The 25,055-nt window shown below is 57.9% G+C and carries 25 protein-coding genes; 18 read left to right on the top strand and 7 right to left on the bottom strand.

What is annotated here, in order from left to right; genetic code table 11:
- The first annotated feature begins 12 nt into the window (after nt 1-12).
- Nucleotides 13-1,614 carry a glutamate--cysteine ligase gene (gene gshA / locus SBL51_RS18125; protein ID WP_317932519.1) on the top strand — a complete coding sequence of 534 codons (1,602 nt, stop codon included), beginning with the start codon at nt 13-15 and terminating at the stop codon, nt 1,612-1,614.
- On the top strand, nt 1,611-2,222 hold the full coding sequence (locus tag SBL51_RS18120; protein WP_317932518.1) for an ACP phosphodiesterase: 612 nt from the start codon (nt 1,611-1,613) through the stop codon (nt 2,220-2,222). The genes gshA and SBL51_RS18120 overlap by 4 nt, the downstream gene beginning before the upstream one ends.
- Here SBL51_RS18120 and SBL51_RS18115 read toward each other — a convergent pair.
- Nucleotides 2,209-2,631: a flagellar basal body-associated FliL family protein gene (locus SBL51_RS18115; RefSeq protein ID WP_317932517.1), complete on the bottom strand. Its 423-nt coding sequence runs from the start codon at nt 2,629-2,631 to the stop codon at nt 2,209-2,211. The two genes, SBL51_RS18120 and SBL51_RS18115, sit on opposite strands and share 14 nt — an antisense overlap.
- A 178-nt stretch (nt 2,632-2,809) precedes the next feature.
- On the opposite strand from SBL51_RS18115, the gene SBL51_RS18110 reads away from it, so the two are divergent.
- From SBL51_RS18110 to SBL51_RS18100, 3 genes are read left to right on the top strand one after another with little or no spacing between them, the layout of a single operon-like run.
- Nucleotides 2,810-3,316 carry a disulfide bond formation protein B gene (locus SBL51_RS18110; protein ID WP_317932516.1) on the top strand — a complete coding sequence of 169 codons (507 nt, stop codon included), beginning with the start codon at nt 2,810-2,812 and terminating at the stop codon, nt 3,314-3,316.
- A gap of 3 nt (nt 3,317-3,319) precedes the next feature.
- Nucleotides 3,320-3,655 (top strand): CidA/LrgA family protein, encoded by a 336-nt coding sequence (locus SBL51_RS18105; protein ID WP_317932515.1) that lies wholly within the window; start codon nt 3,320-3,322, stop codon nt 3,653-3,655.
- Complete coding sequence (locus SBL51_RS18100) at nt 3,655-4,368, top strand: LrgB family protein (RefSeq protein ID WP_317932514.1); 714 nt, start codon at nt 3,655-3,657, stop codon at nt 4,366-4,368. Before SBL51_RS18105 ends, SBL51_RS18100 begins: the two co-directional genes overlap by 1 nt.
- Here the strand turns inward: SBL51_RS18100 and SBL51_RS18095 are convergent.
- Nucleotides 4,357-4,824, bottom strand: coding sequence for a GNAT family N-acetyltransferase (locus tag SBL51_RS18095; protein ID WP_317932513.1), 468 nt, complete (start codon nt 4,822-4,824; stop codon nt 4,357-4,359). The genes SBL51_RS18100 and SBL51_RS18095 overlap by 12 nt on opposite strands.
- Before the next feature lie 15 nt (nt 4,825-4,839).
- Here SBL51_RS18095 and SBL51_RS18090 point away from each other — a divergent pair, with 15 nt between their 5' ends.
- Nucleotides 4,840-5,625 carry a TlyA family RNA methyltransferase gene (locus SBL51_RS18090; RefSeq protein WP_317932512.1) on the top strand — a complete coding sequence of 262 codons (786 nt, stop codon included), beginning with the start codon at nt 4,840-4,842 and terminating at the stop codon, nt 5,623-5,625.
- On the opposite strand, the gene hexR is transcribed toward SBL51_RS18090, so the two are convergent.
- Nucleotides 5,606-6,442, bottom strand: a complete 837-nt coding sequence (gene hexR / locus SBL51_RS18085) for a transcriptional regulator HexR (RefSeq protein WP_317932511.1) — start codon at nt 6,440-6,442, stop codon at nt 5,606-5,608. The genes SBL51_RS18090 and hexR overlap by 20 nt on opposite strands.
- A 186-nt stretch (nt 6,443-6,628) precedes the next feature.
- Here hexR and uvrD point away from each other — a divergent pair, with 186 nt between their 5' ends.
- The 3 genes from uvrD (at nt 6,629) to trhA (ending at nt 10,783) form a co-directional block, all read left to right on the top strand.
- Nucleotides 6,629-8,794, top strand: coding sequence for a DNA helicase II (uvrD, locus tag SBL51_RS18080; protein ID WP_317932510.1), 2,166 nt, complete (start codon nt 6,629-6,631; stop codon nt 8,792-8,794).
- 51 nt (nt 8,795-8,845) lie between these two features.
- The gene (locus SBL51_RS18075; protein WP_317932509.1) at nt 8,846-9,991 is read left to right on the top strand and encodes a TRAP transporter substrate-binding protein DctP; all 1,146 of its coding nucleotides are present in this window, start codon (nt 8,846-8,848) and stop codon (nt 9,989-9,991) included.
- A 117-nt stretch (nt 9,992-10,108) separates the two neighbouring features.
- Nucleotides 10,109-10,783, top strand: coding sequence for a PAQR family membrane homeostasis protein TrhA (gene trhA, locus SBL51_RS18070; protein ID WP_317932508.1), 675 nt, complete (start codon nt 10,109-10,111; stop codon nt 10,781-10,783).
- An 18-nt stretch (nt 10,784-10,801) separates the two neighbouring features.
- Here trhA and SBL51_RS18065 read toward each other — a convergent pair whose 3' ends face one another.
- Genes SBL51_RS18065 through SBL51_RS18055 form a run of 3 tightly spaced genes read right to left on the bottom strand, consistent with a single transcriptional unit; the run spans nt 10,802 to nt 13,173 of the window.
- Nucleotides 10,802-11,206, bottom strand: a complete 405-nt coding sequence (locus tag SBL51_RS18065; RefSeq protein WP_317932507.1) for an acyl-CoA thioesterase — start codon at nt 11,204-11,206, stop codon at nt 10,802-10,804.
- A 32-nt stretch (nt 11,207-11,238) separates the two neighbouring features.
- Nucleotides 11,239-12,597, bottom strand: coding sequence for a TRAP transporter large permease subunit (locus tag SBL51_RS18060; protein WP_317932581.1), 1,359 nt, complete (start codon nt 12,595-12,597; stop codon nt 11,239-11,241).
- A gap of 15 nt (nt 12,598-12,612) precedes the next feature.
- Nucleotides 12,613-13,173, bottom strand: coding sequence for a TRAP transporter small permease subunit (locus tag SBL51_RS18055; protein WP_317932506.1), 561 nt, complete (start codon nt 13,171-13,173; stop codon nt 12,613-12,615).
- A gap of 328 nt (nt 13,174-13,501) precedes the next feature.
- Between SBL51_RS18055 and SBL51_RS18050 the strand changes: the two genes are divergently transcribed.
- The 6 genes from SBL51_RS18050 (at nt 13,502) to SBL51_RS18025 (ending at nt 19,519) form a co-directional block, all read left to right on the top strand.
- Nucleotides 13,502-14,560, top strand: coding sequence for a PstS family phosphate ABC transporter substrate-binding protein (locus SBL51_RS18050; RefSeq protein WP_317932505.1), 1,059 nt, complete (start codon nt 13,502-13,504; stop codon nt 14,558-14,560).
- Nucleotides 14,561-14,597: 37 nt separating this feature from the next.
- A complete protein-coding gene (gene pstC, locus SBL51_RS18045) occupies nt 14,598-15,986 on the top strand; it encodes a phosphate ABC transporter permease subunit PstC (protein WP_317932504.1) in 1,389 nt (462 codons plus the stop codon).
- Entirely contained in the window at nt 15,979-17,250 is a 1,272-nt protein-coding gene (pstA, locus tag SBL51_RS18040) for a phosphate ABC transporter permease PstA (protein ID WP_317932503.1), read from the top strand. Before pstC ends, pstA begins: the two co-directional genes overlap by 8 nt.
- 13 nt (nt 17,251-17,263) lie before the next feature.
- Nucleotides 17,264-18,091: a phosphate ABC transporter ATP-binding protein PstB gene (pstB, locus tag SBL51_RS18035; RefSeq protein ID WP_317932502.1), complete on the top strand. Its 828-nt coding sequence runs from the start codon at nt 17,264-17,266 to the stop codon at nt 18,089-18,091.
- Between the two features lie 79 nt (nt 18,092-18,170).
- On the top strand, nt 18,171-18,902 hold the full coding sequence (phoU, locus tag SBL51_RS18030; RefSeq protein ID WP_317932501.1) for a phosphate signaling complex protein PhoU: 732 nt from the start codon (nt 18,171-18,173) through the stop codon (nt 18,900-18,902).
- Nucleotides 18,903-19,072: 170 nt separating this feature from the next.
- On the top strand, nt 19,073-19,519 hold the full coding sequence (locus SBL51_RS18025) for a cytochrome c5 family protein (protein ID WP_317932499.1): 447 nt from the start codon (nt 19,073-19,075) through the stop codon (nt 19,517-19,519).
- Nucleotides 19,520-19,603: 84 nt separating this feature from the next.
- On the opposite strand, the gene SBL51_RS18020 is transcribed toward SBL51_RS18025, so the two are convergent.
- Nucleotides 19,604-21,493 carry an ATP-binding cassette domain-containing protein gene (locus SBL51_RS18020; protein ID WP_317932580.1) on the bottom strand — a complete coding sequence of 630 codons (1,890 nt, stop codon included), beginning with the start codon at nt 21,491-21,493 and terminating at the stop codon, nt 19,604-19,606.
- A gap of 114 nt (nt 21,494-21,607) precedes the next feature.
- Here SBL51_RS18020 and SBL51_RS18015 point away from each other — a divergent pair, with 114 nt between their 5' ends.
- From SBL51_RS18015 to SBL51_RS18005, 3 genes are all read left to right on the top strand, one after another.
- The gene (locus tag SBL51_RS18015) at nt 21,608-22,081 is read left to right on the top strand and encodes a TIGR02444 family protein (RefSeq protein WP_317932498.1); all 474 of its coding nucleotides are present in this window, start codon (nt 21,608-21,610) and stop codon (nt 22,079-22,081) included.
- Nucleotides 22,082-22,419: 338 nt separating this feature from the next.
- The gene (locus tag SBL51_RS18010; RefSeq protein ID WP_317932497.1) at nt 22,420-23,601 is read left to right on the top strand and encodes a hypothetical protein; all 1,182 of its coding nucleotides are present in this window, start codon (nt 22,420-22,422) and stop codon (nt 23,599-23,601) included.
- 620 nt (nt 23,602-24,221) lie between these two features.
- A complete protein-coding gene (locus tag SBL51_RS18005) occupies nt 24,222-24,983 on the top strand; it encodes an FKBP-type peptidyl-prolyl cis-trans isomerase (RefSeq protein WP_317932496.1) in 762 nt (253 codons plus the stop codon).
- The last annotated feature ends 72 nt before the right edge of the window (nt 24,984-25,055 follow it).

Here is a 25,055-nt window from a genome sequence, read left to right as displayed (position 1 = left end):
TAAGGAGCCCCTGTGGCCGATTTCTCGAATTTGCTGGCTGACCTCAGCCTGCCGGAGAATGCTCCCCTGGTGTGCGGCATGATGCGCGGTGTGGAGAAAGAGAGCCTGCGGGTTTCCGGGCTGGGCGCCCTGGCCCACACGCCGCACCCCAAAGCGTTGGGCTCGGCGCTCACCCACGGCCAGATCACCACCGACTTTAGCGAAGCGCTGATGGAGTTTATTACGCCTCCGTCACACCAGGTGGATGCCGTTATCGATCAGCTGGCTGCCATTCACCAGTTCACCCATCTGCATCTGGCCGACGAGCACCTGTGGCCAAACAGCATGCCTTGTATGCTGGGTGAGGACGACTCCATTCCCGTCGCCCAGTATGGCAGCTCCAATGTCGGTCAGATGAAAACCATCTATCGCCTCGGTCTTAGCCAGCGCTATGGCCGCAAGATGCAAACCATCGCCGGCATCCACTACAACTTCTCCCTGCCCAGCCCTTTCTGGGCTCACCTGCACTCCCAGGCGCTCAGCAACCTGGATATGCAGCAGTTTCGCACGGTGCGCTACTTCGATCTGATTCGCAATTTCCGCCGTTACTACTGGCTGCTGATCTATCTGTTTGGTGCCTCGCCGGCGGTGTGTGGCTGTTTTGTCAGTGACCGCGACCACAAACTGCAGCGCTGGAACGAGAGCGGCCGCACCCTCTACCTGCCCTATGCCACCTCCCTGCGTATGGGCGATTTGGGTTACCAGAGCAACGCGCAAAAGAGCCTGGTGATCGACTACAACCAGCTTGGCTCCTACCTGCGCACCTTGTGCAGCGCCATCAGTACCCCCTACCCGGAGTACGCAGAGCTGGGCACCCTGGGCGCCGATGGCAAGCCCAGCCAGCTCAACACCTCACTGTTGCAGATTGAAAACGAGTTCTACAGTGCCATCCGTCCCAAGCGCACCGCGCGCTATGGCGAAACCGCACTCACCGCGCTCTGTTATCGCGGCGTGGAGTACATCGAGGTGCGCTGCGTCGACCTCAACCCCTACGAGCCGCTGGGCATCAGCCGTGAGCAGATGCTGCTGCTCGATATCTTCTTGCTCTACTGCTGCCTGCAGCCGAGTCCGCGCACTTTTGAGAAGGAGTTCCGGGCGGTGCAGGAGAACCAACTGCGCACCGTCAACCGCGGCCGCGAACCGGGCCTGAAGCTGGTTACCACCGACGGCGAGAAGCCGCTGCAGCAGTGGGGCCTGGAGTTGATGGATGCCATGTTGCCGGTGGCCGAGCTGCTCGACAGCGCCTGCGGCAACCAGGGTTATGGCGCGGCACTGGCGCTCTTTCGAACCTACCTGGTCGACCCAGAGCTGACCCCATCCGCCCGCCTGCTGCACGACATGCGCGAACAGAAACTGGAGTTCCTGGAGCTTACCCTGGCCATGGCCAAGCAGCATAGCCGCCATTTCCAAAGCCAGCCGCAGGACTCGGAGCTATTGGCACAGATGGCGGCCATTGCCGAGCAGTCCCTGGCCGAACAGGCGGATATCGAAAGCAAGGACGACCTCACCTTTGAGCAGTACCTGCGCAACTACTATGCGCAATACGACTTCTGCTCCCGCGCCGAGATGTCTTGAATTATCTAGCCCATATTCTGCTGGCCGGTGACTCTGGGGGGTTACAGGTGGGGGGTGTCTTGGGTGATTTTGTCAAAGGGCCTCTGCGCGGCCGCTTGCCTCTGGCGGTGGAACAGGGTATCTGGTTGCATCGTCAGCTGGATGCCTGGAGCAACCAACAGCCCGGTTTTCGCCAGGCCCAGGCGCGCCTCGGCGAGCAGCACCGACGCATTGCCGGCGTGCTGGTGGACTTGGTGCTGGATCACTTTCTGGCCCGCCACTGGGCGCGAGTCCACCCAACGCCGCTCGCCCAATTCACCCGTAGCTACTACCAGACCATGGCCAGCTTTAACGAGTGCCTACCGGCGAACGCCCAGCGCTGGCTGGCGATCAGCTCGGAGATAGATCTGTTGGCCAGTTATCGCCATTTCGCCGAGCTGCAGATCATTTTAAGCCGCATGGAGAGTCGCCGAGCCCGACCCCTGGGGCTGGCCGCCGGCTTTACCGGCCTGGAGCGAAGCTACGTAGAGTTGGCCGAGGACTTCGAGGGAATACTGCCGCAGATGCTGGCCGAGGCCGGCCGCCTCCGGCAGCAGCTGCCGGAAAGCTTCGCCGCTAGCGCTGAATAATGAAGTTATCGAAGTAGAGGTCGATGATGCCGCTACTGCCCTCTTCCTCCTCCAGTACCGCGTGCATCTCCGCCAGCGCCGCCTGGCGCAAAATCTCCTTGCCCTGTTGGGTATCGATCGACTCATCCGTCTGTTTGGAGAGCAGCAGTACCAGGTTGTTGCGCAGATAGGGGAGATGGTGGCGGACCTGATTGGCGGTGGTGGTATCCTGCACGCGCAGGGTAATGTCGGCCTTGATGTACCTGAGCTTACCGGGGCCACCGTAGTTGACTACAAACGATGGCTTCAAGGGGATGTAGATCGCCGATGGGGGGATGGTGGACTGCTCGGCCTCGGTCTCCTCCTGAGCCCAGCTGCCTGCGGCAACCAGCAGGAGCAGCGTGGCGGCGAGTAATCTGTTAACTAACAAGGTCGAACCTCCTGTTTAAGTCCCGCCCAGCGGCGGCTATTGGCTTTGTTAACGCCAGATGCCTGGCATTCGCGCGTTGATCGTTGTGGTGGTTTCGGTGCTCGCTGTCGGACGGTAACAGCCAGCCTCAAAATCCATTACACTGCCCCCAAAATGGCAGCGGTTAGGAATTCAAACTGTGTTTCAAAAAAACTCTTTAATGCCCGGTATCCGGCTCACTAACCTGATTTTGGCGCTGGGCAGTGCCGGCCTGATCGGCGTCGGCCTCTATTTTCAATATCAGCTGGGTTTAACACCCTGTGCCCTCTGTATTACCCAGCGTATTTTCATTATAGCCGTTGGTGTTACCGCTGCCGTGGCGGCCCTGTTGGGGGTGCGCTACGGCTGGCGACGGGTGCTGGCCGGCCTGGGAATGCTGTTGGCCATCATTGGTGGTGGCTTCTCATCGCGCCAGCTCTGGCTGCAGAGCCTGCCGGAGGACCTGGTGCCCGCCTGTGGCCCAAGCCTCGGTTATATCCTCGATGCCTTCCCCCTGAAAGATGCTCTGGCCGTGCTGCTGCGCGGCGATGGCAACTGTGCCGAGGTGGTGTGGACCTTCCTCGGCGTCAGCATTCCCGGTTGGACTCTGGTGGCTTTTATCGGCCTGGCGCTGATAAACCTTTGGCAAATTTTGCGCAAGGCTTAAAGAGTGGTCATCAAGGGTCTGCTTTGGCTGTTCGGCTTCCAGCTTCTGGGGGAGCTGATTGTGCGCAGTTTCGGCTGGCTGGTGCCGGGGCCGGTGGTGGGCCTGGTGCTGTTGTTCGCTGTGCTGCTGGTGGTGCCCACCCCGCAATCACTCACCAAAGTCAGTGACACGCTGGTGAAAAACATCGCGGTGATGTTTTTGCCGGCGGGCGCGGGGCTCTTCTTCCTGCCGGAATCGGTGATTGGCCAGTGGCCGGCGCTGCTGGCAGCGGTGGTGGGTGGCACGGCCATCTCCATCACCCTGTGTGCGCTGCTGTTGAAGTGGATGTGCCGGCCGTGATGAGCGACAGCGCCCTTAACCAGGTGGCCAGCCTGCCCCTGACCAGCATGCTGTTGACCCTGGCGGCCTTTCAGATTGGCCTGCTGGCTTACCGCGCCTCGGGCAACAAGGTGTGGTTGCACCCAGTGCTGGTGGGCTCGTTAATTATCGCGGGTGCTATTAGCCTGATGCCAATCAACTACGCCGACTACCTGCGCAACAACTCGGTGGTGATGTTCTTTCTGGGGCCGTTGATTGTCGCCCTGGCGGTGCCGTTGAAGGCTGAGCTGGCGGCCCTGCGCGGCCTGGTGCTGCCGGCCATGGTGGTGATTGTGTTTGGCGCCATTGTGGCGCCGGCGGTGGCACTCGGCTGTGCCTGGCTGGCCGGCGCCGATCAGCAGGTGCTGGTCAGCCTGATGCCAAAATCGGTCACCAGTCCCATCGCCATCGGCGTGGCGCAGAGCATTGGCGGCCTGGTGGTACTGGCCACCGCGGTAACGGTATTTACCGGCATTATTGGCGGCTTGATGGCGCCGACCATTTTTCGCCTGGTGGGGTTAACCGATGATCGCCTGCAGGGGTTGGTGTTGGGCATCAACTGCCACGGGCTGGGTACCGCCCGGGGCTTTGAGATCAGCGTCCGTTGCGGTGCCCTGGCGGGGTTGGGCATGGGTTTAACCGGCTGCCTCAGTGCCTTTCTGCTGCCCTACGCCCACACCTGGTTATTTGGCTAACCACTTTTCAATAATGCGGTGTGGCCCCACACCGGGTACCTCAAACAGCTCCCCCAGCACGCGGTAGCCGCAGGCTTGGTAAAAGCCGAGGGCGCTTTCGCGGGCATTGGCCCAGAGCCAGCAGCCCTCTGGGTTGACGCTACGGGCGTAGGCCTCGGCCGCGTTCAGCAGCTGGCGGCCAAGGCCTAAGCCTCGCACCTCGCCGGCAGTGGCCATGGCGCGCAATTGCCAGGCGGGCTGGCCGGGTTGGGTGGCGTGGGGTTGGCAGTAGATAGAGACGATACCCAGCAGTGGCCCGTCGCCGATGTGGGCGCCAAAATGGCGGCTGGTACTGTCGTCATCGCCGGGGTAGGCCATCTCGGCCAGGCTTTGATGGGGGCGCAGCAGCTGCTGCCGCAGGGCGTGGGTCTGCTGGCTGGCAATGCTGGCGATGACAAACGGGCTTTGGTCCAACACGAATTTCCTTGGTAAATGATGAACGAGAAGAGACAACGCGCCGACCAGCTGTTGGTCAGCCAGCAACTGGCCGGTTCCCGGGCGCAGGCGGCCCGCCTGATTAAGGCGGGGCTGGTGTCGGTGGCCCAGGGCGGGCTGTGGCTGGCGGTGGAGAAACCCTCGCAGCCGCTGGCGGGCGATGCAGTATTGCGGGTTGCTGAGAACGAGGCAAGCCGCTTCGTTTCGCGCGGTGCTCTGAAGCTGGCGCACGCACTGCAAAGTGCCCAGGTCGAGGTGACGGGGTTAACCGCACTGGACGTCGGCCAATCCACCGGCGGCTTTACCGACTGCCTGCTGCAGGCCGGTGCTGTTCACGTAGTGGGGGTGGATGTGGGCCACGACCAGTTGGCGGCGAAGCTGCGCGCCGACCCCCGTGTCACCTGCCTGGAGGGGATCAACGCCCGGCAGCTGCCGGCGGCAAGCCTGCTCGAGCTCTGCCCCGGCGGGTATGACCTGATTGTGATGGACGTGTCGTTTATCTCGCAAACCCTGATTCTGCCCAACCTACCTGCTCTGCTCCGCCCCGGCGGCTATCTGATCAGCCTGGTCAAGCCACAGTTTGAGGTGGGCCGGGAGCACGTGGGCAAGGGTGGCCTGGTGCGTGATGCTGCGCTCTATCCCCAGTTGCAGGCGAAGATAGAAACCCTGGTGGTCGAGCTGGGCTTGGCGGTGCGCTTTTTCCTGCCCAGCCCCATTACCGGTGGCGATGGCAACCGTGAATTCCTGCTGTTGGCGCAAAAACCTAGTGGCGCAGGTGGGTGAGGCCGCGTTTGAGTTTGGCGAGGTGCTCCTGCAAATCTTCGCCTTTGCGTTGGGCAATGCCAAAGGCGAGAATATCGATCACTAATAGGTGGGCAATGCGAGAGGTGAGCGGCGTGTAGATATCCAGGTCCTCCTCGACGTTGACATCAATATTAATGGTCGCCGCCTGGGAGATGGGCGAGCCACTGGGGGCGATGGTGATCACCGTGGCGCCCTGCTGGCGGGCCAGGGCCATGGAGTCGAGTAGGGCTTTGGTGCGCCCGCTTTGCGAGATGGCCACCACCACATCGCCGGCGATCATACCCATGGCGGACATATGCTGAATGTGGTGGTCGGAGCAGGCGGCGGCGGTCAGCTGCAGGCGGAAAAACTTATGTTGGGCGTCCACCGCCACGGCACCGGAGGCGCCAAAACCGTAAAACTCCACCCGCCGCGATTGCACCAGGGCGTCGATGGCGGCCTGCAGGCGACTGCTGTCGAGCTGCTGACGCACCTCCTGCAGTGTGTCGATAGTGGCGTCAAACAGCTTTTCGGTGATGGCCGCCACCGAGTCGGCCGGGGTTACCGGCACGTGGCTGAAGTTGGGCATGCTGGCCAGCTGCTGGGCCAGCATCAGCTTAAACTCCTGAAAGCCCTGGGCGCCCACCGCCCGGCAAAAGCGCACCACGGTGGGCTCACTCACCTTGGCAGCATTGGCCAGATCGACAATGCGCATATGAATAATGCTGCGCGTGTTGGCGAGTACGTAATCGGCAACTTTACGCTCGGATTTGCGCAGGTTGGCGAGATTATTGGTGATCCGTTGCGTGACTTCCAAGCGGGTTCTAGCCTCGTGTGGGGGGCTCTGCCACCCTGGGTTAGTAAATTTTGACTACAAATTATAGGTTTTCTTGGGGCCAGATCCCAACATTCTGTAGTTTTACTACAAGAAACTCTTATAACTTCTGCTCGCAGCAGCAGTGAGCGCCACCTTCCCGGTCGGCCTCTGGTACAATCCCCCGCCATGAAAGCAACGCACCTACTCGAACACCTCAACCCCGCCCAGGAGCAGGCCGTCAGCAGCCCGCCCTGCCACCAATTGATCCTGGCCGGTGCCGGCTCCGGCAAAACCCGGGTGCTGGTGCACCGTATCGCTTGGTTGATTCAGCAGGAGGGGGTATCGCCCTATTCCATTCTGGCGGTGACCTTCACCAACAAGGCGGCGCGGGAGATGCGCGGCCGCATTGAGGAGCTGCTGGGCACGAATCCGCGCGGCATGTGGGTGGGTACCTTCCACGGTCTGGCCCATCGCCTGTTGCAGGCGCACTGGTCGGAGGCGGGGCTTGCGCAAAACTTCCAGGTGATCGACAGTGATGACCAGCTGCGCCTGATCAAGCGCGTCTACGGTGTGCTTAACGTCGATGAGAAGCGCTGGCCGGCACGGTTGGCGGCGGGTTACATCAACGGCCACAAAGATGAGGGGCGACGGGCGCGCCACGTGCTGGAGAGCGCCGACCTCTACGAGCGCACCATGCTCGCGGTCTATCGCGAGTACGAAGAGACCTGCAACCGCGGCAGCCTGGTCGACTTCGGCGAGTTGTTGCTGCGCGCTCACGAACTGTGGCTCAACCGGCCGGAGCTCCTGCACCACTACCAACAGCGCTTCCCATTTATTCTGGTGGACGAGTTCCAGGATACCAACACCATTCAATACGCCTGGCTGCGGGTGCTGGCCGGCGACCAGTGCTGGGTGACGGCGGTGGGTGATGACGATCAGTCGATCTACGGCTGGCGCGGTGCCCGCATCGAGAATATTCAACAGTTTGACCGCGACTTTCCGGGCACCCAGATTGTCCGCTTGGAGCAGAATTACCGCTCCACCGGCACCATTCTGCGCGCCGCCAATGGGGTGATCAGCAATAACTTTGGCCGCCTGGGCAAAACCCTGCGTACCGACGGTGAGGATGGTGAGCCGATCAGCCTCTACGCCGGCTTTAACGAGCAGGATGAGGCCCGGTTTATCGTCGATCAGATCAGCCGCTGGGCCAGCCAGGGCAACCGTCGGGACTCGGTGGCCATCCTCTACCGCTCCAATGCCCAATCGCGGGTGCTAGAGGAGGCGCTGTTGCGTGAAGGGGTGCCCTACCGCATCTACGGCGGCCAGCGCTTCTACGACCGACTGGAGATCCGCAACGTATTGGCCTACCTGCGGCTGATGGTCAACCGCGATGACGACGCCGCCCTGGAGCGCATCATCAATACCCCCACCCGCGGCATTGGCGGCAAAACCCTGGAGGATATGCGTCTGTTTGCCCGCGACCAGGGCTGTTCCCTGTGGGCGGCCAGCGGCCTGATGTTAAAAAACAATGTGCTCAGCAAACGCGCCGCCAGTAGTCTGTTCGCCTTTCGCGAGCTGATCGACAATCTCGGTCAGTACACCGAAGAGCCTCTGCATGACCTCGCCGAGCGGGTGATCCACCAAAGCGGGCTGTTGGAGTTCCACAGCAAAGAGAAGGGTGAGAAGGGCCAGGCGCGCAAAGAGAACCTGGAAGAGCTGGTCAGCGCCTGCCGCTCGTTTGTGGGCGAGGATGAAGAGCTCGACCCGCTCACGGAATTCCTTGCCCAGGCGGCACTGGATGCCGGCGAAGAGCAGGCCGATGAATTTGAAGACGCCATTCAACTGATGACCCTGCACTCGGCCAAGGGGTTGGAGTTTCCGCTGGTGTTCATCGCCGGGGTGGAAGAGAATCTATTCCCGCATAAGATGTCGGTGGAGGATCCAGACCGCCTCGAAGAGGAGCGTCGTCTGGCTTACGTGGGCATCACCCGGGCTATGCGCAAGTTAGTACTTACCTACGCGGAAACCCGTCGTATTCACGGTAAAGAGAGTTTTAATTCGGTGTCGCGGTTTGTGCGCGAAATCCCCTCCGACTGCCTGCAGGAGGTGCGCATCAAGGCCGCCGTCGCCCGCCCGGCCAGCTTCCAGTCGCGCCCGGCCACGCGTCGCCTGAGCGACCAACCGGTGGAGCTGGGCTTGAGCCTCGGCCAGCGGGTGATTCACCCGGTGTTTGGTGAGGGGGTGATTCTGCACTGCGAAGGCAGTGGTCCCAACAGCCGTATCCATATCAATTTCGACGATGTCGGTAGTAAAGTGTTAACCGCACAATACGCCAAGCTACAGCCGGCCTAACCAGCAGTCGGTAGCGGCGCAATAACAATAAACAACAATAAGGAACAGGTTATGTCCGAATCCCAGCGTTTGTTACCGGCAGTGGTGGTCTTCCTGGTGGCTCTGGTCATGCTCTGCTTTGGCCTCTACATCCACGAAGTCATCAAATCAACACCCACCTCCAAAGGGGTGACCATGAATCTGGAGGGCGGCGGTGGCGGCCCGCAGCAGGTTTTTCGCTGGAATCTGGTGACCACCTGGCCAAAGAACTTTCCCGGTTTGGGTACGGCACCGGAACTGTTCGCCAAGAACGTCAATGAGATGAGCAACGGCCGCCTGCAGATTAAGGTGCATGGTGCCGGTGAGCTGGTGCCAGCCCTGGGGGTGTTTGATGCGGTCTCCTCCGGCAGTGTCGAGATGGGCCACGGTGCCGCCTACTACTGGAAGGGCAAATTTCCCGCCGCGGTGCTGTTTACCACCATCCCCTTTGGCATGAATGCCCAGGAGACCAACGGCTGGATCACCCACGGTGGCGGTATGGCGCTGTGGCGCGAGGCCTACGCCCCCTTTAATCTGGTGCCCTTCCCGGGTGGCAACACCGGCGTGCAGATGGCCGGTTGGTTCAATAAGAAGATCAACTCCCTGGATGATATCAAAGGGCTGAAGATGCGGATTCCCGGTATGGGCGGTGAGGTTTGGTCGCGCGCCGGTGGTGTGGCGATCAATATTCCCGGGGGCGAGCTCTATACCTCGTTGCAGACCGGGGTGATCGACGCCACCGAATGGGTGGGCCCATACAACGATCTGGCCATGGGCTTTTATCAGGTTGCCAAATATTACTACTACCCGGGTTGGCATGAACCGGGCTCAATGCTGGAGTTTATCGTCAACCAAGATGCCTATAACACCCTGCCCCCCGATCTGCAGAAGATTGTTGAGATCTCGGCGGTGGCAGCCAACCAGTTGATGCTCGATCAGTACACCAACGCCAACAATGCGGCACTGAAAGAGCTGGTGGATGTCTATGGGGTCGAGCTGCTGCCACTGCCCGATGCGGTGCTGGATAAACTGAAAGCGATCAGCCTGCAGATTTATAAGGAGATGTCGGCCAATGACCCGCAATTCGCCAAGATCTACGAGAGCTATCACAGCTTCCAGGAGAAGGCGAGCGGCTATCACCGCATTTCGGAAGAGGCCTACTACAAGACGCGACAATAATCGATGGTGGTGCTGGTTGGTGCTGGTTGGTTGCTCTAAACTCCATACGTTAGCATTTACAAGTGAGTCTCAATTACACCATCAGCCAAATCGACCGGCCTACGGCGGGAGAGCACTATGACAGCGGCTATTGTGAGTGCACTGCGCTCCTTTTTTGGTAAGGATCGTCCGCGCACCATTCCCGAAGAGTTGGTCAATTCAATCAGCCATGGCCTGGGTGCGTTGATTAGCATCTCCGCGGTCACCTTTCTGATCGCCATGGCCAGTATCGAAACCGATGCCTGGACCATTGTTGCGGTATCCATCTATGGCGGCAGCCTGTTTCTGCTCTTTCTGGCCTCCACCCTCTACCACAGCATTCCCTTTCCCAAAGCCAAGCGGGTGTTGCAGCTGTTTGATCACTGCGCCATCTACCTGTTAATTGCCGGTACCTATACTCCATTCCTGTTGGTGAGCATGCGCGGGTTTCTCGGTTGGGCGATGTTCGGTCTGGTGTGGGCGCTGGCTATTACCGGGATCGTCATCAAATTGGTGATGCCCAAACGCCTGCATGGACTGCATGTGCTCAATTACGTCGTCATGGGCTGGATTGGGATTATCACTGCGCCGGTATTGATGGCGGCGTTATCGCCCATGACGCTCAACCTGGTATTGGCGGGTGGAATTGTCTATACGGTGGGGGTGATCTTTTACGCGCTGGACCGGCTGCCTTACGCCCACTCCATCTGGCATCTGTTTGTATTGGGTGGCTCCTGTTGCCACTTTATCGCCATCTACAACGATATGATCTAGCCAGCCGGTTCGCTGGCGTTAGTTATCGATCATGCGGGTACGCCCGTTTTGGTCGATGGCAACGTAGACAAACTCCCCCTCGGTTACCTTCATCAGCTCAGGATTGGTGGGCAGTTTCAGCCACACTTCGACCAGGGTTTTGATAGAGGAGCGGCCAACGTCCAACACGTCGACATAACAGCGTACCTGGGAGCCCACCGGCACCGGGCGAAGAAACGCCATGCTGCCAATGGCAACCGTGGTGACCCGGCCAAGCGCGATCTCCTGGGCCACCACCGACCCGGCAATATCCATCTGGGTTAGCAGCCAGCCGGCGAAGATATCGCCCTCGGCATTGGTGGCGGTAGGCATGGCGATTGTCTGTAGTGCCAGGGCCCCGCTGGGCAGTGGCGTATCGTCCAAATCGTCATAGGGGTCGCTCATGGTGATTCCTTTAAATAGCTTTACTTAGGTTATTACAGCTGCCCTGGCAGCCAGGTTATCAGCGCGGGCCAGAGGGCCAGGGCGAGTAACAGAATTAACTGGAGAACAATATAGGGCACTACGCCCGCATAAATCTCCGATGTGAATACCGAATTTGGTGCAACCCCACGCAAATAGAATAGGGCGAAGCCGAAAGGCGGCGTTAAAAATGATGTCTGCAGGTTCACTGCAATCATAATGCCGAGCCAGATCGGGTCAACACCCATCATAATCAATGCCGGCGCCACCAATGGCACCACGACAAAGGTGATCTCGATAAAATCGAGGATAAAACCGAGTAGGAAGATCACCAACATGACAATGATAGTCGCGCCTACGACACCGCCGGGCATGGAGGCGAAGGCGTCGGCGATCAGCTCTTCACCACCAAACCCGCGAAACACCAGAGAGAAGACCGAAGCGCCCACTAAGATGGTGAACACCATGACCGTGGTTTTGGTGGTGGCGATGCAGGTTTCGAACAGCCCTTTCCAGCTCATCTGGCGTTTGACCACCGCCAGCAGCAGTGCACCGGTGGCGCCCACGCCGGCGGCTTCGGTGGGGGTGGCAAAGCCGCCAATAATGGAGCCCAGCACCACGCCCACCAACAGCAGTGGCGGCACCAGGCTCTGCATCAGCTGCCCCCAATGGATCGCCTCTTTGGGGGCATCACCACCGCTGTGGCCCGGTCGTAATACCGCATAACTCAACACGTAAACGATATACAGCACCACCAGAATAAGGCCCGGTATCACCGCCCCGACAAACATATCACCCACCGAGACGGGGGATGGGTTAAACACTCCCATATTGAGTTGCGCCTGCTGGTTGGCCGTGGAGAGGATGTCACCCAGCAACACCAGGGCAATGGAGGGGGGAATTATCTGGCCGAGGGTGCCAGTGGCACAGATGGTGCCGGTGGCGAAGGATTTGCTGTAGCCGCTGGCCAGCAGCGTAGGCAGCGACATCAGGCCCATGGTGACCACGGTGGCGCCGACGATACCCGTGGAGGCGGCCATCAGCATACCCACCAGTACCACGGATATGCCAAGCCCACCCGGTAAAAAGCCGCACAGTTTGCCCATATTTTGCAGCAGGTCTTCGGCGATTTTGCTCTTCTCCAGGACTACACCCATATAGATGAAGAGCGGCACCGCGATCATGGTGGTGTTGGTCATGGTGCCGTAGAGGCGATCGGGTAGCGCTTTGAGCAGGTTGGCGTCGAATACGCCGGCGATAATGCCCATGGCGGCAAACATCAGTGAGCAGCCGGCCAGGGTAAAGGCCACGGGGTAGCCGAACATCAGCACCAGGCAGACAACGGCAAACAGCAGCAGTGGGATCAGTTCCAACATGGCGCCTCCCGACTACTGCTCAGAGCGCTGTACGGGGCGCTCGATCAGACAGAGGGTGCTGGCGACCACTTCCGCCAAACACTGCAGCAGCAGCAGTGTGGCCGAGAGGGGCAGAAAGCTTTTCAACAGGTAGACAAACGGCAATCCCCCGGCTTCGGCTGAGGTTTCGTGGATCTCCCAGGAGCGCAGGGCGTAATCCCAGCTGGTGATCAGCAGCACCACACACAGAGGCATCAGCAGTACCAGGCCGCCAATGGCGTTCACCCAGGCCTGTTGCCGGTGGTTGAACTTGCGGTAGAAGATATCGACCCGCACCTGACCTTCGGTTTTTAAGGTGAAGGCCATGGCCACTAAAAAGACCCAGGCGTGCAGATAGGTAATGGACTCCTGCATGGCGATGGAACCCGTCTGAAAGCCCTTGCGCAGCACCACAACGGCAAAGGTGATGGCGACCATTAAGGGAATCATGGCGGCGCAGGTATAACCGCAAACACGGGCGAACTGATCGAGAGTGGTAACCAAGGTGGCGGCAAAGCCGCTGGATTGAGATGCCACGGGTGCGTGGTTTGGCACGTTTGCCCCCTTGTTTCTTTTGTTATTGGCAGCGGCGCAGTATACCTGACTTGGCCGTGGTATAGACAGAGACGGCGGCCAATTTCCCGGTCGACCTTAATAGCCTGTTGGTGCTGGCAGGTGGGCCTAAACAAATTTGTCTTGCTGGGGTGCTAGATTGGAGCGCTGGATTGGGGCCCGAATGGGCTGCGCGCAACGGCGCAGTGTGCCACCTGGGGTGGTTGCCTGTAATAAATGTTTAATATAACTGAAATATTATGCTTGAAGGGCCGTCTGCTTCAGAGCTTCTGCAGGTGGATTTTTATACGGCCGGTGCTGGGGAGATTGGGTGAGACGAAGATTAACATCGCTGTTTTGTACGCTGCTGCTGGCCGGATTTGGGGCAACGGCCCAGGCTGCGCGCGACTACATCGAAATCGTCGGCTCCTCGACTGTCTACCCCTTTGCCACCGTGGTGGCCGAGCGTTTCGGCCGGGCTACCCATTTTCGCACGCCCAAAATAGAGGCCACCGGCTCCGGTGGTGGCTTTAAACTATTTTGCCAGGGGTTGGGCGTTGCCTACCCGGATATCACCAACGCCTCCCGGCGCATCAAAGCGGGTGAGGTGGCCCAGTGTTTCGATAACGGCGTGCGCGATGTGGTCGAGGTGTTGATTGGTTACGATGGCATTGTGCTCGGCTATGACCGCCGGGCGCCGGTGCTGTCGCTGTCGCGCAAGGAGCTCTTTTTAGCCCTGGCGGCCGAGGTGCCGGATGAATCCGCACCCGGACGGCTGATTGCCAACCCCTATCAAACCTGGCAGCAGATCAACCCGAGCCTGCCCAACCACAAAATCGAGGTGTTGGGGCCGCCGCCCACCTCCGGCACGCGCGATGCATTTGTCGAGCTGGTGATGGAAGCTGGCTGCAAAGAGGTAGCCTGGTTGGCTACGTTGGAGCACAACCATCCGCAGCAATTCAAGGGTATCTGCCATCGGGTGCGTGAAGACGGCGCCTTTATTGAAGCCGGCGAGAACGACAACTTAATTGTGCAGAAGCTGCTCGCCAATCCGAAAGCGTTGGGCATTTTTGGCTACAGCTTTCTGGATCAAAACAGCGACGTCATCAAAGGCGCGGCGATTGATGGTCAGTTGCCCACTTTTGAGGCCATTGCCGATGGCAGTTACCCGGTATCGCGGCCGCTCTATTTCTATGTCAAAAAGGCGCACATCGGCGTGATTCCCGGTATTCGCGGCTATCTCGCGGAGTTCACCAGCAACAAGGCGTGGGGTGAGGAGGGCTATCTGTCGGAGAAAGGCATGATTCCGCTCAGCGCGGGTGACCGGCAACGTGTGGCGACGGAGGTAGTCCAACTGCGCACGCTGCAAGTACGCGATATCGAACAGTAAATCTAATAATGCTAAGCACAGCTATTAACATTTCAAAATGACTTTAACCCCCCTACTGGCCACGCTCGCTGTATTGATTTTTTTGGCCTATCAATTCAGCCGGCATCGCGCAAACAGCCAGGCAATAGCCCTGGGCGGCCAGCGCTATTTAAGTTCGCTGCCACTCTATTACGGCATGCTGGCGGCCATCTGGTGCGCGCTGCCAGCGCTGCTGGTGTTGCTGCTTTGGTCGATGGCCGATGAGTGGGTAATCACTCAGCTGGTGTTGGCGCAACTGCCCGAGACCGAGCAGCAGATGCCCGCCGCCGAGCTCAGTTTGCTGTTGAGCTCGGTACAGAATCTGGCGGCCGGTCAGTCGCTTTATGGTGAACATTCGCCAGCAGTGTTGGCGGCGGCGCAACAGATGCAGCACTACCTGCAAATCAATCTAATGGCTAAAACCGTGCTGGTGTTGGCAGTGGCGGTGGTGGCCGGGGTGATCGCCTGGGTGAAAATTTCGCCGGCATTAAAAGCCCGCTACCAAATCGAAAAAATATTTGCCGGGTTGCTGCTGTTGGCGGCATCGGTGGCGATTGTGGTGACGGTGGGTATTGTCTTTTCTGTGTTGTTGGAGAGCATTCGCTTTTTTCACGCGGTCCCCATTACCGACTTTTTATTGGGCAGCCATTGGAGTCCGCAAACCGCCCTGCGCGCCGATCAAGTGGGTGCCAGCGGCAGCTTCGGCGCGCTACCGCTGTTTACCGGCACGCTGTTGATCTCCGCCATTGCCATGCTGGTGGCGGTGCCCACCGGTTTAATGTCGGCCATTTATCTGGCCGAGTATGCCAATCGCCGTGTGCGCAATATTGTTAAACCCTTGCTGGAGATCTTGGCCGGTATACCGACGGTGGTATACGGCTTTTTTGCGGCTCTGACGGTGGCGCCGGCAGTACGTAACGCCTTTGCCCACTACGGCATTGAGGTCTCTTCCGAGAGCGCCTTGGCCGCGGGTGTGGTGATGGGAGTGATGATTATTCCGTTTGTCTCATCGCTGGCCGACGATGTTATCAGTGCTGTGCCCAGCAGTATGCGCGACGGCTCATTGGGGTTGGGTGCAACCCACAGTGAAACCATCAAGCGGGTGATTATTCCGGCGGCGCTGCCGGGCATTGTTGGCGGTATTCTGTTGGCGGTCTCGCGGGCCATTGGTGAAACCATGATCGTGGTGATGGCCGCCGGGCTGGCCGCCAATCTCACCGCCAATCCGTTGGAGTCGGTAACCACGGTCACTGTGCAGATCGTGACGCTGCTGGTGGGTGACCAGGAGTTCGACAGCCCTAAAACCCTGGCCGCCTTTGCCCTGGGGCTGACCCTGTTTGTAGTGACCCTGGGGTTAAACTTCATTGCCTTGCACGTGGTGAAACGTTATCGGGAACAGTATGAATAAGCCCACTGCTATTGAACTGGTCAACCGCAATTTAGGCCGGCGGCGGCGCGCGGAAAAACGTTTCAAGCTGTACGGCATTTGCTCTATTGCTTTCGGCCTGCTCTGCCTGGTGGTGCTCTTTACCGACATAGTGCGCAATGGGGTCGGCGCCTTCACGGCTCACTATTTAAAAATAGAAGTCACCTTCGACCCCGAGCGGATGGCATTGCAGGATATTAACGATCCGATGCAGGTCGCCCTGGCCGATTACGATGCCATCATACGCGCCGCCCTGTTGCAGCGGTTTCCCGAGGTAACGGAACGCAAACAGCGGCGCGAGCTGTTTCATTTGGTCAGCAGTGGAGCCGGTTTTGGCTTGCAGCGCATGCTGGAGCAAGAGCCGAGGCTGCTGGGTAAAAGCCGCGAGGTGTGGGTAATCGCCGACGACGATGTCGATCTCTACGCGAAGTATTTTCGCCGCGCGCCGGGTAGCCGGCTGAGCGAACAAGAGATCAATTGGGTGGAGCAGCTGCTGGCCGATGGCAGTTTGCAGAAACGTTTTAATCGGCAGTTTTTTACCTCGGGCGATTCCCGCGAGCCGGAGATAGCCGGCATCAAAGGGGCTTTGATGGGCTCGCTCTACACACTGCTGGTGACCTTGCTGCTCTCGTTCCCCATCGGTGTGGCGGCGGCAATTTACCTGGAAGAGTACGCCCCGAAAAACCGCTGGACAGATTTTATCGAGGTGAACATCAACAATCTGGCGGCGGTACCGTCGATTATTTTTGGTCTATTGGGGCTGGCGATTTTCATTAATCTGTTTGCCCTGCCGCGTTCGATCCCGTTGGTCGGTGGCCTGGTGTTAACCCTGATGACCCTGCCCACCATTATCATCTCCAGCCGCGCGGCCATAAAAGCGGTGCCGCCCTCCATCCGCGAAGCGGCGTTGGGTTTGGGGGCCTCCAAAATGCAGGTGGTGCTGCACCATGTGTTGCCTCTGGCCCTGCCGGGTATGCTCACCGGCACCATCATCGGTATGGCCCAGGCACTGGGTGAGACAGCGCCGCTGCTGATGATCGGCATGGTCGCCTTTATTGTCGACCTGCCGGCCAACGCCATGGATCCGGCCACGGTACTGCCGGTGCAAATTTTCCTCTGGGCTGACAGCCCGGAACGCGCCTTTACCGAGCGAACCTCGGCGGCGATCATGGTACTGTTGGCGTTTCTAATTGTGATGAACACCTTGGCGGTGTTGTTGCGCCGGCGCCTGGAGCGACGCTGGTAAACGAGTAATCAATATGACTGTAGTGGAACAAACCGTGGTAGAGAGCCGGCCTATGGGCGACACCATTGGCATTCCTTTTATCGACAATGCCAAATTCAGCCTGCGTAACGTCGATGTTTTTTACAGCGATAAACAGGCGATTTTTAATGTCAGCCTGGATATCGGTAAAAACGAGGTGATGGCCATGATTGGCCCCTCCGGTTGTGGCAAGTCGACCTTTCTGCGCTGCTTCAATCGAATGAACGATACCATTGCCGGCTGTCGCGTCTCGGGCTCTTTAAAGCTGGAGGAGCAGGAGATCAACCACCCCAAAACCGACGTGGTGCCACTGCGCGCGCGGGTGGGGATGGTGTTTCAAAAACCCAATCCGTTTCCCAAAACCATTTATGAAAATGTCGCCTATGGCCCCCGTATCCACGGCCTGGTGTCGAAGCGCATTGAGTTGGACGAGGTGGTGGAGACCAGTCTGCAGCGGGCCGGCTTGTGGGACGAGGTGAAAGATCGTCTGGACGCCCCCGGCACCAGCCTCTCCGGCGGCCAGCAGCAGCGGCTCTGTATTGCGCGCACCATTGCCGTCAGCCCGGAAGTGATTCTGATGGATGAGCCCTGTTCCGCTCTCGACCCAATCGCCACCGCCCGTATTGAGGAGCTGATTGCCGAGTTGAGTGAAAACTACACAATTGTTATTGTGACTCACTCCATGCAACAGGCGGCTCGGGTTTCCAACCGGACGGCCTACTTCCACCTGGGCAAATTAATTGAAGTGAACGATACTGAAAAGGTGTTTACTAACCCAGGGCACCAGCTGACCGAGGCCTACATTACCGGGCGTATTGGTTAAGCCGGTTGGTTAATCAACAGAGTAAGCGCCCAGGCTCGTAATAATAAATGTGGTGCAACGAGACAAAACAGGTTTTCCCATGGACAAACTCAACCTCGATCAACACATCTCCCGCCAATACAACGCTGATCTCGAAGATCTGCGCACGGAACTATTGGAGATGGGTGGACTGGTGCAGGAACAGGTGCGTGACAGCATTGCGGCGATCAGTAATGCCGATGCCGAACTGGCCCGTCGGGTGATTGTGGTCGAAGACGAAGTCGACAGCCGCGAAGTCGCCCTCGACGAGCACTGCACCCTGGTGTTAGCGCGCCGGCAACCGGCCGCCTCCGACCTGCGCATGGTATTGGCGGTTTCCAAAATTACCCGCGATCTGGAGCGCATGGGCGACGAGGCGCGCAAGGTGGCGAAAATGGCCTTGGCGTTGGTGGAAGATGGTGGCAATGGCCAGGGCTATGTCGAGTTGCGCCACCTGGGCAATAGCGTGCTGCACATGGTGGACGATATGCTCAATGCCTTCGCCCGCTTTGATGTAGACACCGCTATGTCGGTGGCCAAGGAGGACAAGCTGGTCGACCAGGAGTACAAATCGGCCACCCGTGAATTGATCACCTACATGATGGAAGATCCGCGCTCAATCAGCCGGGTAATGAATGTTATGTGGGCGCTGCGCGCGATAGAGCGTATCGGCGACCACGCCCGCAACATTGCCGAACACATCATCTACCTGGTGAAAGGGCTGGATGTGCGTCACACCAGTGTCTCTGAGATGGAGCGCCAGGTGAATGAGTCGGGCCAGCAGGCCAGCTAAATCCCCATGGTCCCAACCCGGGGCCGACTATCCTCCCCCATAAGCCGCGCGGCCATTGGCGCTAAATCAAATTTCCAGATGACAACTCCGTTTAGTTTTCATCCCCCAGCCAATTGTGGGTATAATCGCGCCCCATACAAAATTGACCATATTGCTCCTGAGGGAAGAACATGATCTTGATTAGCCGGGTATTAAAGAAGTTGAACGTAAAGGGCGCTGCGGGACTGGTGGCGATCTTAGCGCTCATGACCAGCTCATTTGTTGTTGCCGAAAACCTGAACGATGCCATCGAAGAGCGAATTAAGCCAGTCAGCAAGGTGTGCATGTCGGGCGACGACTGTGCTGCTGCCCCGGTCGCTGCCGCCCCCGCAGAACCCCGTACCGGCGAAGAGTTGGTTAATACCAAGTGCGGTACCTGCCACAAGATGGGCGTTTCAGGTGCGCCACGTATTGGCAATGCTGGTGAGTGGGGCCCCCGTGCCGCCCAGGGTCTGGATACGCTCTTTGATCATGCCTTGAACGGCTTCAATGCCATGCCACCGAAAGGTTTGTGTGCCGACTGTTCCGACGACGAACTCAAGTCCGCCATCAGCTACATGGTCGATCACAGCAAGTAATCACCTGTGGGCTCGCTCTGAGCCATGCACTCAGAAGCCCCCGTGGGGTGGCTTCTGGGTCTAGCCTTCGCAAAACCTCCCCTTCTACAGGCTGAAATTTTCCAAGGCTTCGCTGGTTTCCAGCCACTGCTCTTCGCACGCCTCCAATGCGCTGCGTTGGCTGCTCTGTTGTTGCAGCAGCGCTTGCAACCGATCGGCCTGCTCCGCCTCGTTGTAGAGGGCCGGGTCTGCCAACTGCTGTTCGATATCAGCCAGCTTGGCATTCAGCTGTTCGATCTCCCGCTCCAGTTTTTTCAGCTTTTGGGTAAGCGGCTTTTGTTGCTCGCGCAGCTGAGCCGCCTGCTGGCGGGCCTCTTTTTTATCGGCTTTCGAAGCCTTGCTGGTGGGCGCCTGCGATGGTGCCGGCTCACTTTTATTGGCCTGCTTCAACCAGGTTTGATAATCCTCCAGGCTGCCGTCAAAGGTATCCACACGGCCGTCGTGCACCAGTAAAAACTCGTCGACAGTATTGCGCAGCAGGTGTCGATCGTGGGAGATCACCACCACCGCACCTTCAAATTCCTGCAGGGCCATCGTCAGTGCGTGGCGAACCTCCAGGTCCAGGTGGTTGGTCGGTTCGTCGAGCAGTAGCAGATTGGGTTTTTGCCAAGCAATGAGCGACAGCGCCAGGCGCGCCTTCTCGCCGCCGGAGAAGTGGCGAATCGATTCCAGTGCGCGATCACCCAGAAAGCCAAAGCTGCCCAGGTAGTTACGAATATCCTGTTCGCGGGCGTTGGGCGACAGCCGTTGAATATGCAGCAAGCAGGAGGCATCCAGATCGAGGGCTTCCATCTGATGCTGATGATAGTAACCAATGCGCAGGTGCTCGCCCGCCACCCGGCTGCCGGCCAGTAACGGCAGGTCACCGGTCAGCGTTTTAATTAAGGTCGATTTGCCGGCACCGTTGGCACCGAGCAGACCAATGCGGGTGTCGACGGTAATATTCCAATTGATATGACTGAGAGTGGCCTGGCCGCCGTAACCAGCCGCTGCCTGGCTCAGGCTGAGCAGTGGCGTGGAGATTTTATCGGCGCAGGGTATATGAAAACTGAACGGCGAGTCGATGTGGGCCGGAGCAATTTTAACCATGCGCTCCAACTCTTTCATGCGACTCTGCGCCTGCTTGGCTTTGCTCGCCTTGGCGCGGAAGCGGCGTACGAAATTGTCGATCTCGCTGATGCGCTGTTGCTGTTTTTCAAAGGCTTGTTGTTGTTGCGCCAGGCGCTCTGCCTTTTGGCGCTCGTAGCTGGAGTAGTTGCCGCTGTATAAAAAGAGCTGGCTGTTTTCAAAGTTAACAATCTCCTGCACCACGTTGTCGAGGAAATCACGGTCGTGGGAGATGATTAACAGAGTGCCGCGATAACTTTGCAGCCACTGTTCGAGCCAGAGTGTGGTATCCAAATCCAGGTGGTTGGTGGGTTCGTCGAGCAGCAGTAGGTCGGAGGGAGTCATCAGCGCCTGCGCCAGATTCAGGCGAATGCGCCAGCCACCGGAAAAATCGTTTACCGGGCGGTTGAAATCAGCAGCGATGAAGCCGAGGCCGCTGAGCAGTTGCGATGCACGTGCGGTGGCACTGTAGCCATCGATCTCCTCCATGCGGGCGTAGTGGTGGCTCAAGCGTTCACCATCGGCTTCGGTTTCGATTGCCTGTTCCAGTTGCCGCAGTTCGGTATCGCCATCGATCACAAAATCGAGTGCACTGCTGGCACTGGTTTTGGTCTCCTGGGCCATGTGAGCGATGCGCCAGTGGGCGGGTATGGCCAGGTCGCCGCTGTCGCTGGTCAGTTCGCCCAACAACAGTTTAAACAGTGTTGATTTGCCGCAGCCGTTTGCGCCGATAACACCAATTTTGTGGCCGGGATAGATACGTAGGCTGGCCTGTTCTAACAGAACCTTGGTACCGCGTTGTATTCGAATTTGATTGAGATTGATCATGGCGCCATTGTAGCCGTACACAGCCGGGCCGGATATGGGGCGGCGCCTATTTGACACCATTTTTAAAGGCAATCGATAATTCCTCTCTTTCCATCCTTCATGTGGAGGCGGTGTTTGTCCCACTGGTCACTGACTAATCCGTTTTGGCAATTTTCCCTGCAACGTTATGCCGAACCTGGTGTGGCACAAGCGTGTCTGGCGCTACAGGAGCGTTTGGCGGTGGATATCAATTGCCTCTTGTTGAACAGCTGGCTGATTGCCACCGGACGCAGCCTTAAACGGTCGGATTGGCAGGAGCTGTTGCAGGTTATTGAGCCCTGGCAGCAGCGCATTAAAAGGCAACGGGCACTGCGGCAGCGGTTGAAAAGAGAGCTCGTTGAGCAACCCGGTGGGGAGTATGGCGGGCTTTATCAAAGAGCAAAGCAGCTGGAGCTGTTAGGTGAGCAGTATCAGCAGGCACTGATGTGGCAATTCAGTTCGCAGCGTTCGGTACTGGGAACCACTAGCTGGCAAGCGTTTAGTGAGTTATTCCCAATCGCAGGTGAGGCTGAGCTGGTGCGCAGGCTCGACCCACAGGCCCTGCTATAGGTAAGGCTTAGGTGAGCGCTCTCTGTTGGATTGCGTAACTTGGACTGGTTGGGGTGAGACTGTAAGCGGGTGGTTGTAGAGAGGTGTGTTTGTAGTAAAGCATGCCTGCAGTGGTGGCGTCCGTTTTCTTCACGATGTTAATCGTTGATGCCAACCCCGGCGAGGACAAACAGCGGCGTTATCACTACCCCCAAAATAAAAGAGTGGTCACCCAGGGGTGACCACTCTCTGCCGGCATTAGCGGCTACTGCTTCCTTGTAGTCGCCAATATTTCAATTCTTATTCCGTGGCAGTTTGGCAGGTTCAGCAGCAATCTGCTGAGCCTGGACTACTCTTTTTTGGCATCAAAAAGACTTTTTACCACGGCAGAATCCTTCGGCTTTTCGTCACTGGCTTCAGGCGCCTTTACCGGTGCTGGTGCAGGTGCTGCCGGTTCTTTTACCTCGGGCTTACTAGTAAATGCAGCAACGTTGCTGGCGGGCTTGAGTGGTTCAACCGCTGCTGGTGCCAGTGGTTCAATTTTCTTTTCAGCAACCGGTGCCGGTGTGGGGGCAACTACGGGTTTGGGTGCTGGTTCAACTTTGGGCGCGGCCGTTGGCGTAGGGGGTTTGGCGGCTACCGCTGGTTTTGGTTCTGTCGCTTTGGCTTCAACTTTAGCAGCCGGTGCCTTTTCTGGAACTTTGGCAACCGCGGGAGTGGCTTCTAAAAGCGAGGTTTGTTTTGGCGTTTCGGCCTTAGGTTTTGGGCTGCTCTTTTTGACTGCTGGTTTTTTTGCTGCAGGCTTTTTGGCTTTAGCGGGTGCACTGGCGGCCTTCGGTGCTGCTGCAACTTTCGGTTTGGTTTCAGCTATTGGCGCTGGGGCTACTTTCGGTTTGGCAGCGGCTTTGGGTTTGGCAGCGGCTTTGGGTTTGGCAGCGGCTTTAGGTTTGGCAGCGGCTTTAGGTTTGGCAGCGGCTTTAGGTTTGGCGGTGGCTTTCGGTTTGGCAGCGGCTTTCGGTTTGGCAGCGGCCTTCGGTTTGGCAGCGGCCTTGGCTGGAGCCTTTTTCGCTACGGCTTTGGCTTTGGGTGCAGATTTTTTAGGGGCTGCTTTTTTAGCGGTTTTGGGCTTGGCGGTAACGGCTTTTGCCACAGATTTGGCAATGGCGGCCAGCTCACTTAACTCAGCTTTGATTACGGCGGCGGCCTCTTTGGCAGCGGCGGCTTCAGCTTTGGCAATTTCTTCAGCCGCTTTGGCAATGGCGACTGCCTCTTTGGCTAACTCTGCTTTCGCTTTCTGTGCGGCTGTTTTGGCAGATTTGGCTGCGCTGACAGCTTTGCTTTTGGCGGCGGTTAATTTCTTGGTGGCGGTGGCCAAAACTGAGCCGGCTTTTACCGCAGCTTTTTCGGCGGCGCTGGCTTTAGCTAGGCGTGCTTTTTCCAAATCGGCAGTTACTTTTGCGATCTGTTTTTCGAGATCCGCAATCGAAACAGTGGTCTTCTTGCGAGCGGCCATGGAATCGTCCTTTAAATGTGTGAAGTGAAATAGATGCGTGGCGCAGAGATGATAACTCTGTTACTAAAAAAAATGTACGTTTTGTAGCCTAATCAATAAAAAATTTTAGACATTGATCGAGTTTTGGTTTGCCCGCCTGAGCAAATTAACAAGATTGGCAGATAGGCTGCCGGATTAACACGCCGGACGGCAAAAACTTTTACGGCTTCGGGCAGTTGCTGTCGTTCGGGTTAACCGGTTTAAGAAAACAACAGTTGTGTAAAATTGAATGCTTAGGGTTGGTTGGGAATCTGTGCTTAGCGAGTGGGTCGATCGGGTACACCGGCGGGAGGTGTGTGTGCGGACAACAATGTCGTCGTTACCAGTGTTACTCTGCCTGGTTGCTGTGTGTGGTACTTATCATCCGGGCTTCGTCACAGTGGGGTTTCGGTGCTGGTAACAAATGTAATACCATGGGCGGCGAGTGAATCACCGGCAAATCACTGCCTTGTGCAGGCGTGGTTGGTAGGCCTCGATTGAACGATTGGGTTCATTCAGCAATCGCAATGCTGGGCGGGTTGAGTGGTAGGGATGGGCAAATAACAGGTGCTCTCCCGGTGTGGCCCCAAAACCATGTACGCGAAAAATTCAATTCATAGGAACAAAACAATGAAATTTAAAGCAGTGAGTTGCGCCCTGGCGAGTGCGGTACTCTTGGCTGCCTGCAGCGGCGACAAAGACAAAGAAGAGGCGGCGCCTGCGCAGCTGGATACCCTGGAACAGAAGATAAGCTACATTCAAGGCTACCACTTCAGTCAGCAGATCACCGAGCAGTTGCAGCAGTTGGATTTTGTCATTGATGGTAAAGCCTTGCAGGCTGGTGTCAGCGCACAGTTGTCTGGCGCAGAGATGCCCTTCAGCGAAGAAGAGCTGCAAGCCATTGGTGAAGAGTTCCAGACGTTCATGATGGCCAAACAGGACGAGCGTCAGGCCGAAGCGGCTGAAGCCAACCGTCTGGTGGCCGATGCCAATGCCAGCGAAGGCGATACCTTCCTGACGGAAAACGCTACCAAAGAGGGTGTGGTCACCACCGAGAGCGGATTGCAATATAAGGTACTAACCGCAGGCACTGGCCCTAAACCTGAGCCGACCGCCACCGTCACTGTGCACTACCGAGGCACTCTGCTGGATGGTACCGAGTTCGACAGCTCCTACGGTCGCGGTTCACCAGCCACCTTTGGTGTTAATCAGGTGATTAAAGGTTGGCAGGAAGCGCTGCAGTTGATGCCGGAAGGTTCCAAATGGGAACTCTATATTCCCTCGCAGTTGGCCTATGGTCCTGGCGGTTCCCCACCGGTTATCGGCCCCAACGCCACGCTGGTATTTGAAGTGGAATTGATCGATGCTGGCGGCGAGAAAGACGCTGAGTAACAGCCAGTAAGTCGATAATTGTCAGTATGAAAAAGCCCGGTTAAAACCGGGCTTTTTATTGGCTTGAGGCTA

Origin of the sequence: Halioxenophilus sp. WMMB6 (assembly GCF_033283405.1) — a bacterium.
Lineage (GTDB): Bacteria > Pseudomonadota > Gammaproteobacteria > Pseudomonadales > Cellvibrionaceae > Halioxenophilus.
This window is presented reverse-complemented; position numbering and strand designations above follow the sequence as displayed.

Coding starts and splice junctions, on each gene's coding strand:
- SBL51_RS18100 (WP_317932514.1), top strand. CDS start 3,655: ATGAGCGACAGCGCCCTTAACCAGGTGGCCAGCCTGCCCCTGACCAGC.
- SBL51_RS18090 (WP_317932512.1), top strand. CDS start 4,840: ATGATGAACGAGAAGAGACAACGCGCCGACCAGCTGTTGGTCAGCCAG.
- uvrD (WP_317932510.1), top strand. CDS start 6,629: ATGAAAGCAACGCACCTACTCGAACACCTCAACCCCGCCCAGGAGCAG.
- SBL51_RS18075 (WP_317932509.1), top strand. CDS start 8,846: ATGTCCGAATCCCAGCGTTTGTTACCGGCAGTGGTGGTCTTCCTGGTG.
- trhA (WP_317932508.1), top strand. CDS start 10,109: ATGACAGCGGCTATTGTGAGTGCACTGCGCTCCTTTTTTGGTAAGGAT.
- SBL51_RS18065 (WP_317932507.1), bottom strand. CDS start 11,206: ATGAGCGACCCCTATGACGATTTGGACGATACGCCACTGCCCAGCGGG.
- pstC (WP_317932504.1), top strand. CDS start 14,598: ATGACTTTAACCCCCCTACTGGCCACGCTCGCTGTATTGATTTTTTTG.
- pstA (WP_317932503.1), top strand. CDS start 15,979: ATGAATAAGCCCACTGCTATTGAACTGGTCAACCGCAATTTAGGCCGG.
- pstB (WP_317932502.1), top strand. CDS start 17,264: ATGACTGTAGTGGAACAAACCGTGGTAGAGAGCCGGCCTATGGGCGAC.
- phoU (WP_317932501.1), top strand. CDS start 18,171: ATGGACAAACTCAACCTCGATCAACACATCTCCCGCCAATACAACGCT.
- SBL51_RS18025 (WP_317932499.1), top strand. CDS start 19,073: ATGATCTTGATTAGCCGGGTATTAAAGAAGTTGAACGTAAAGGGCGCT.
- SBL51_RS18020 (WP_317932580.1), bottom strand. CDS start 21,493: ATGATCAATCTCAATCAAATTCGAATACAACGCGGTACCAAGGTTCTG.
- SBL51_RS18005 (WP_317932496.1), top strand. CDS start 24,222: ATGAAATTTAAAGCAGTGAGTTGCGCCCTGGCGAGTGCGGTACTCTTG.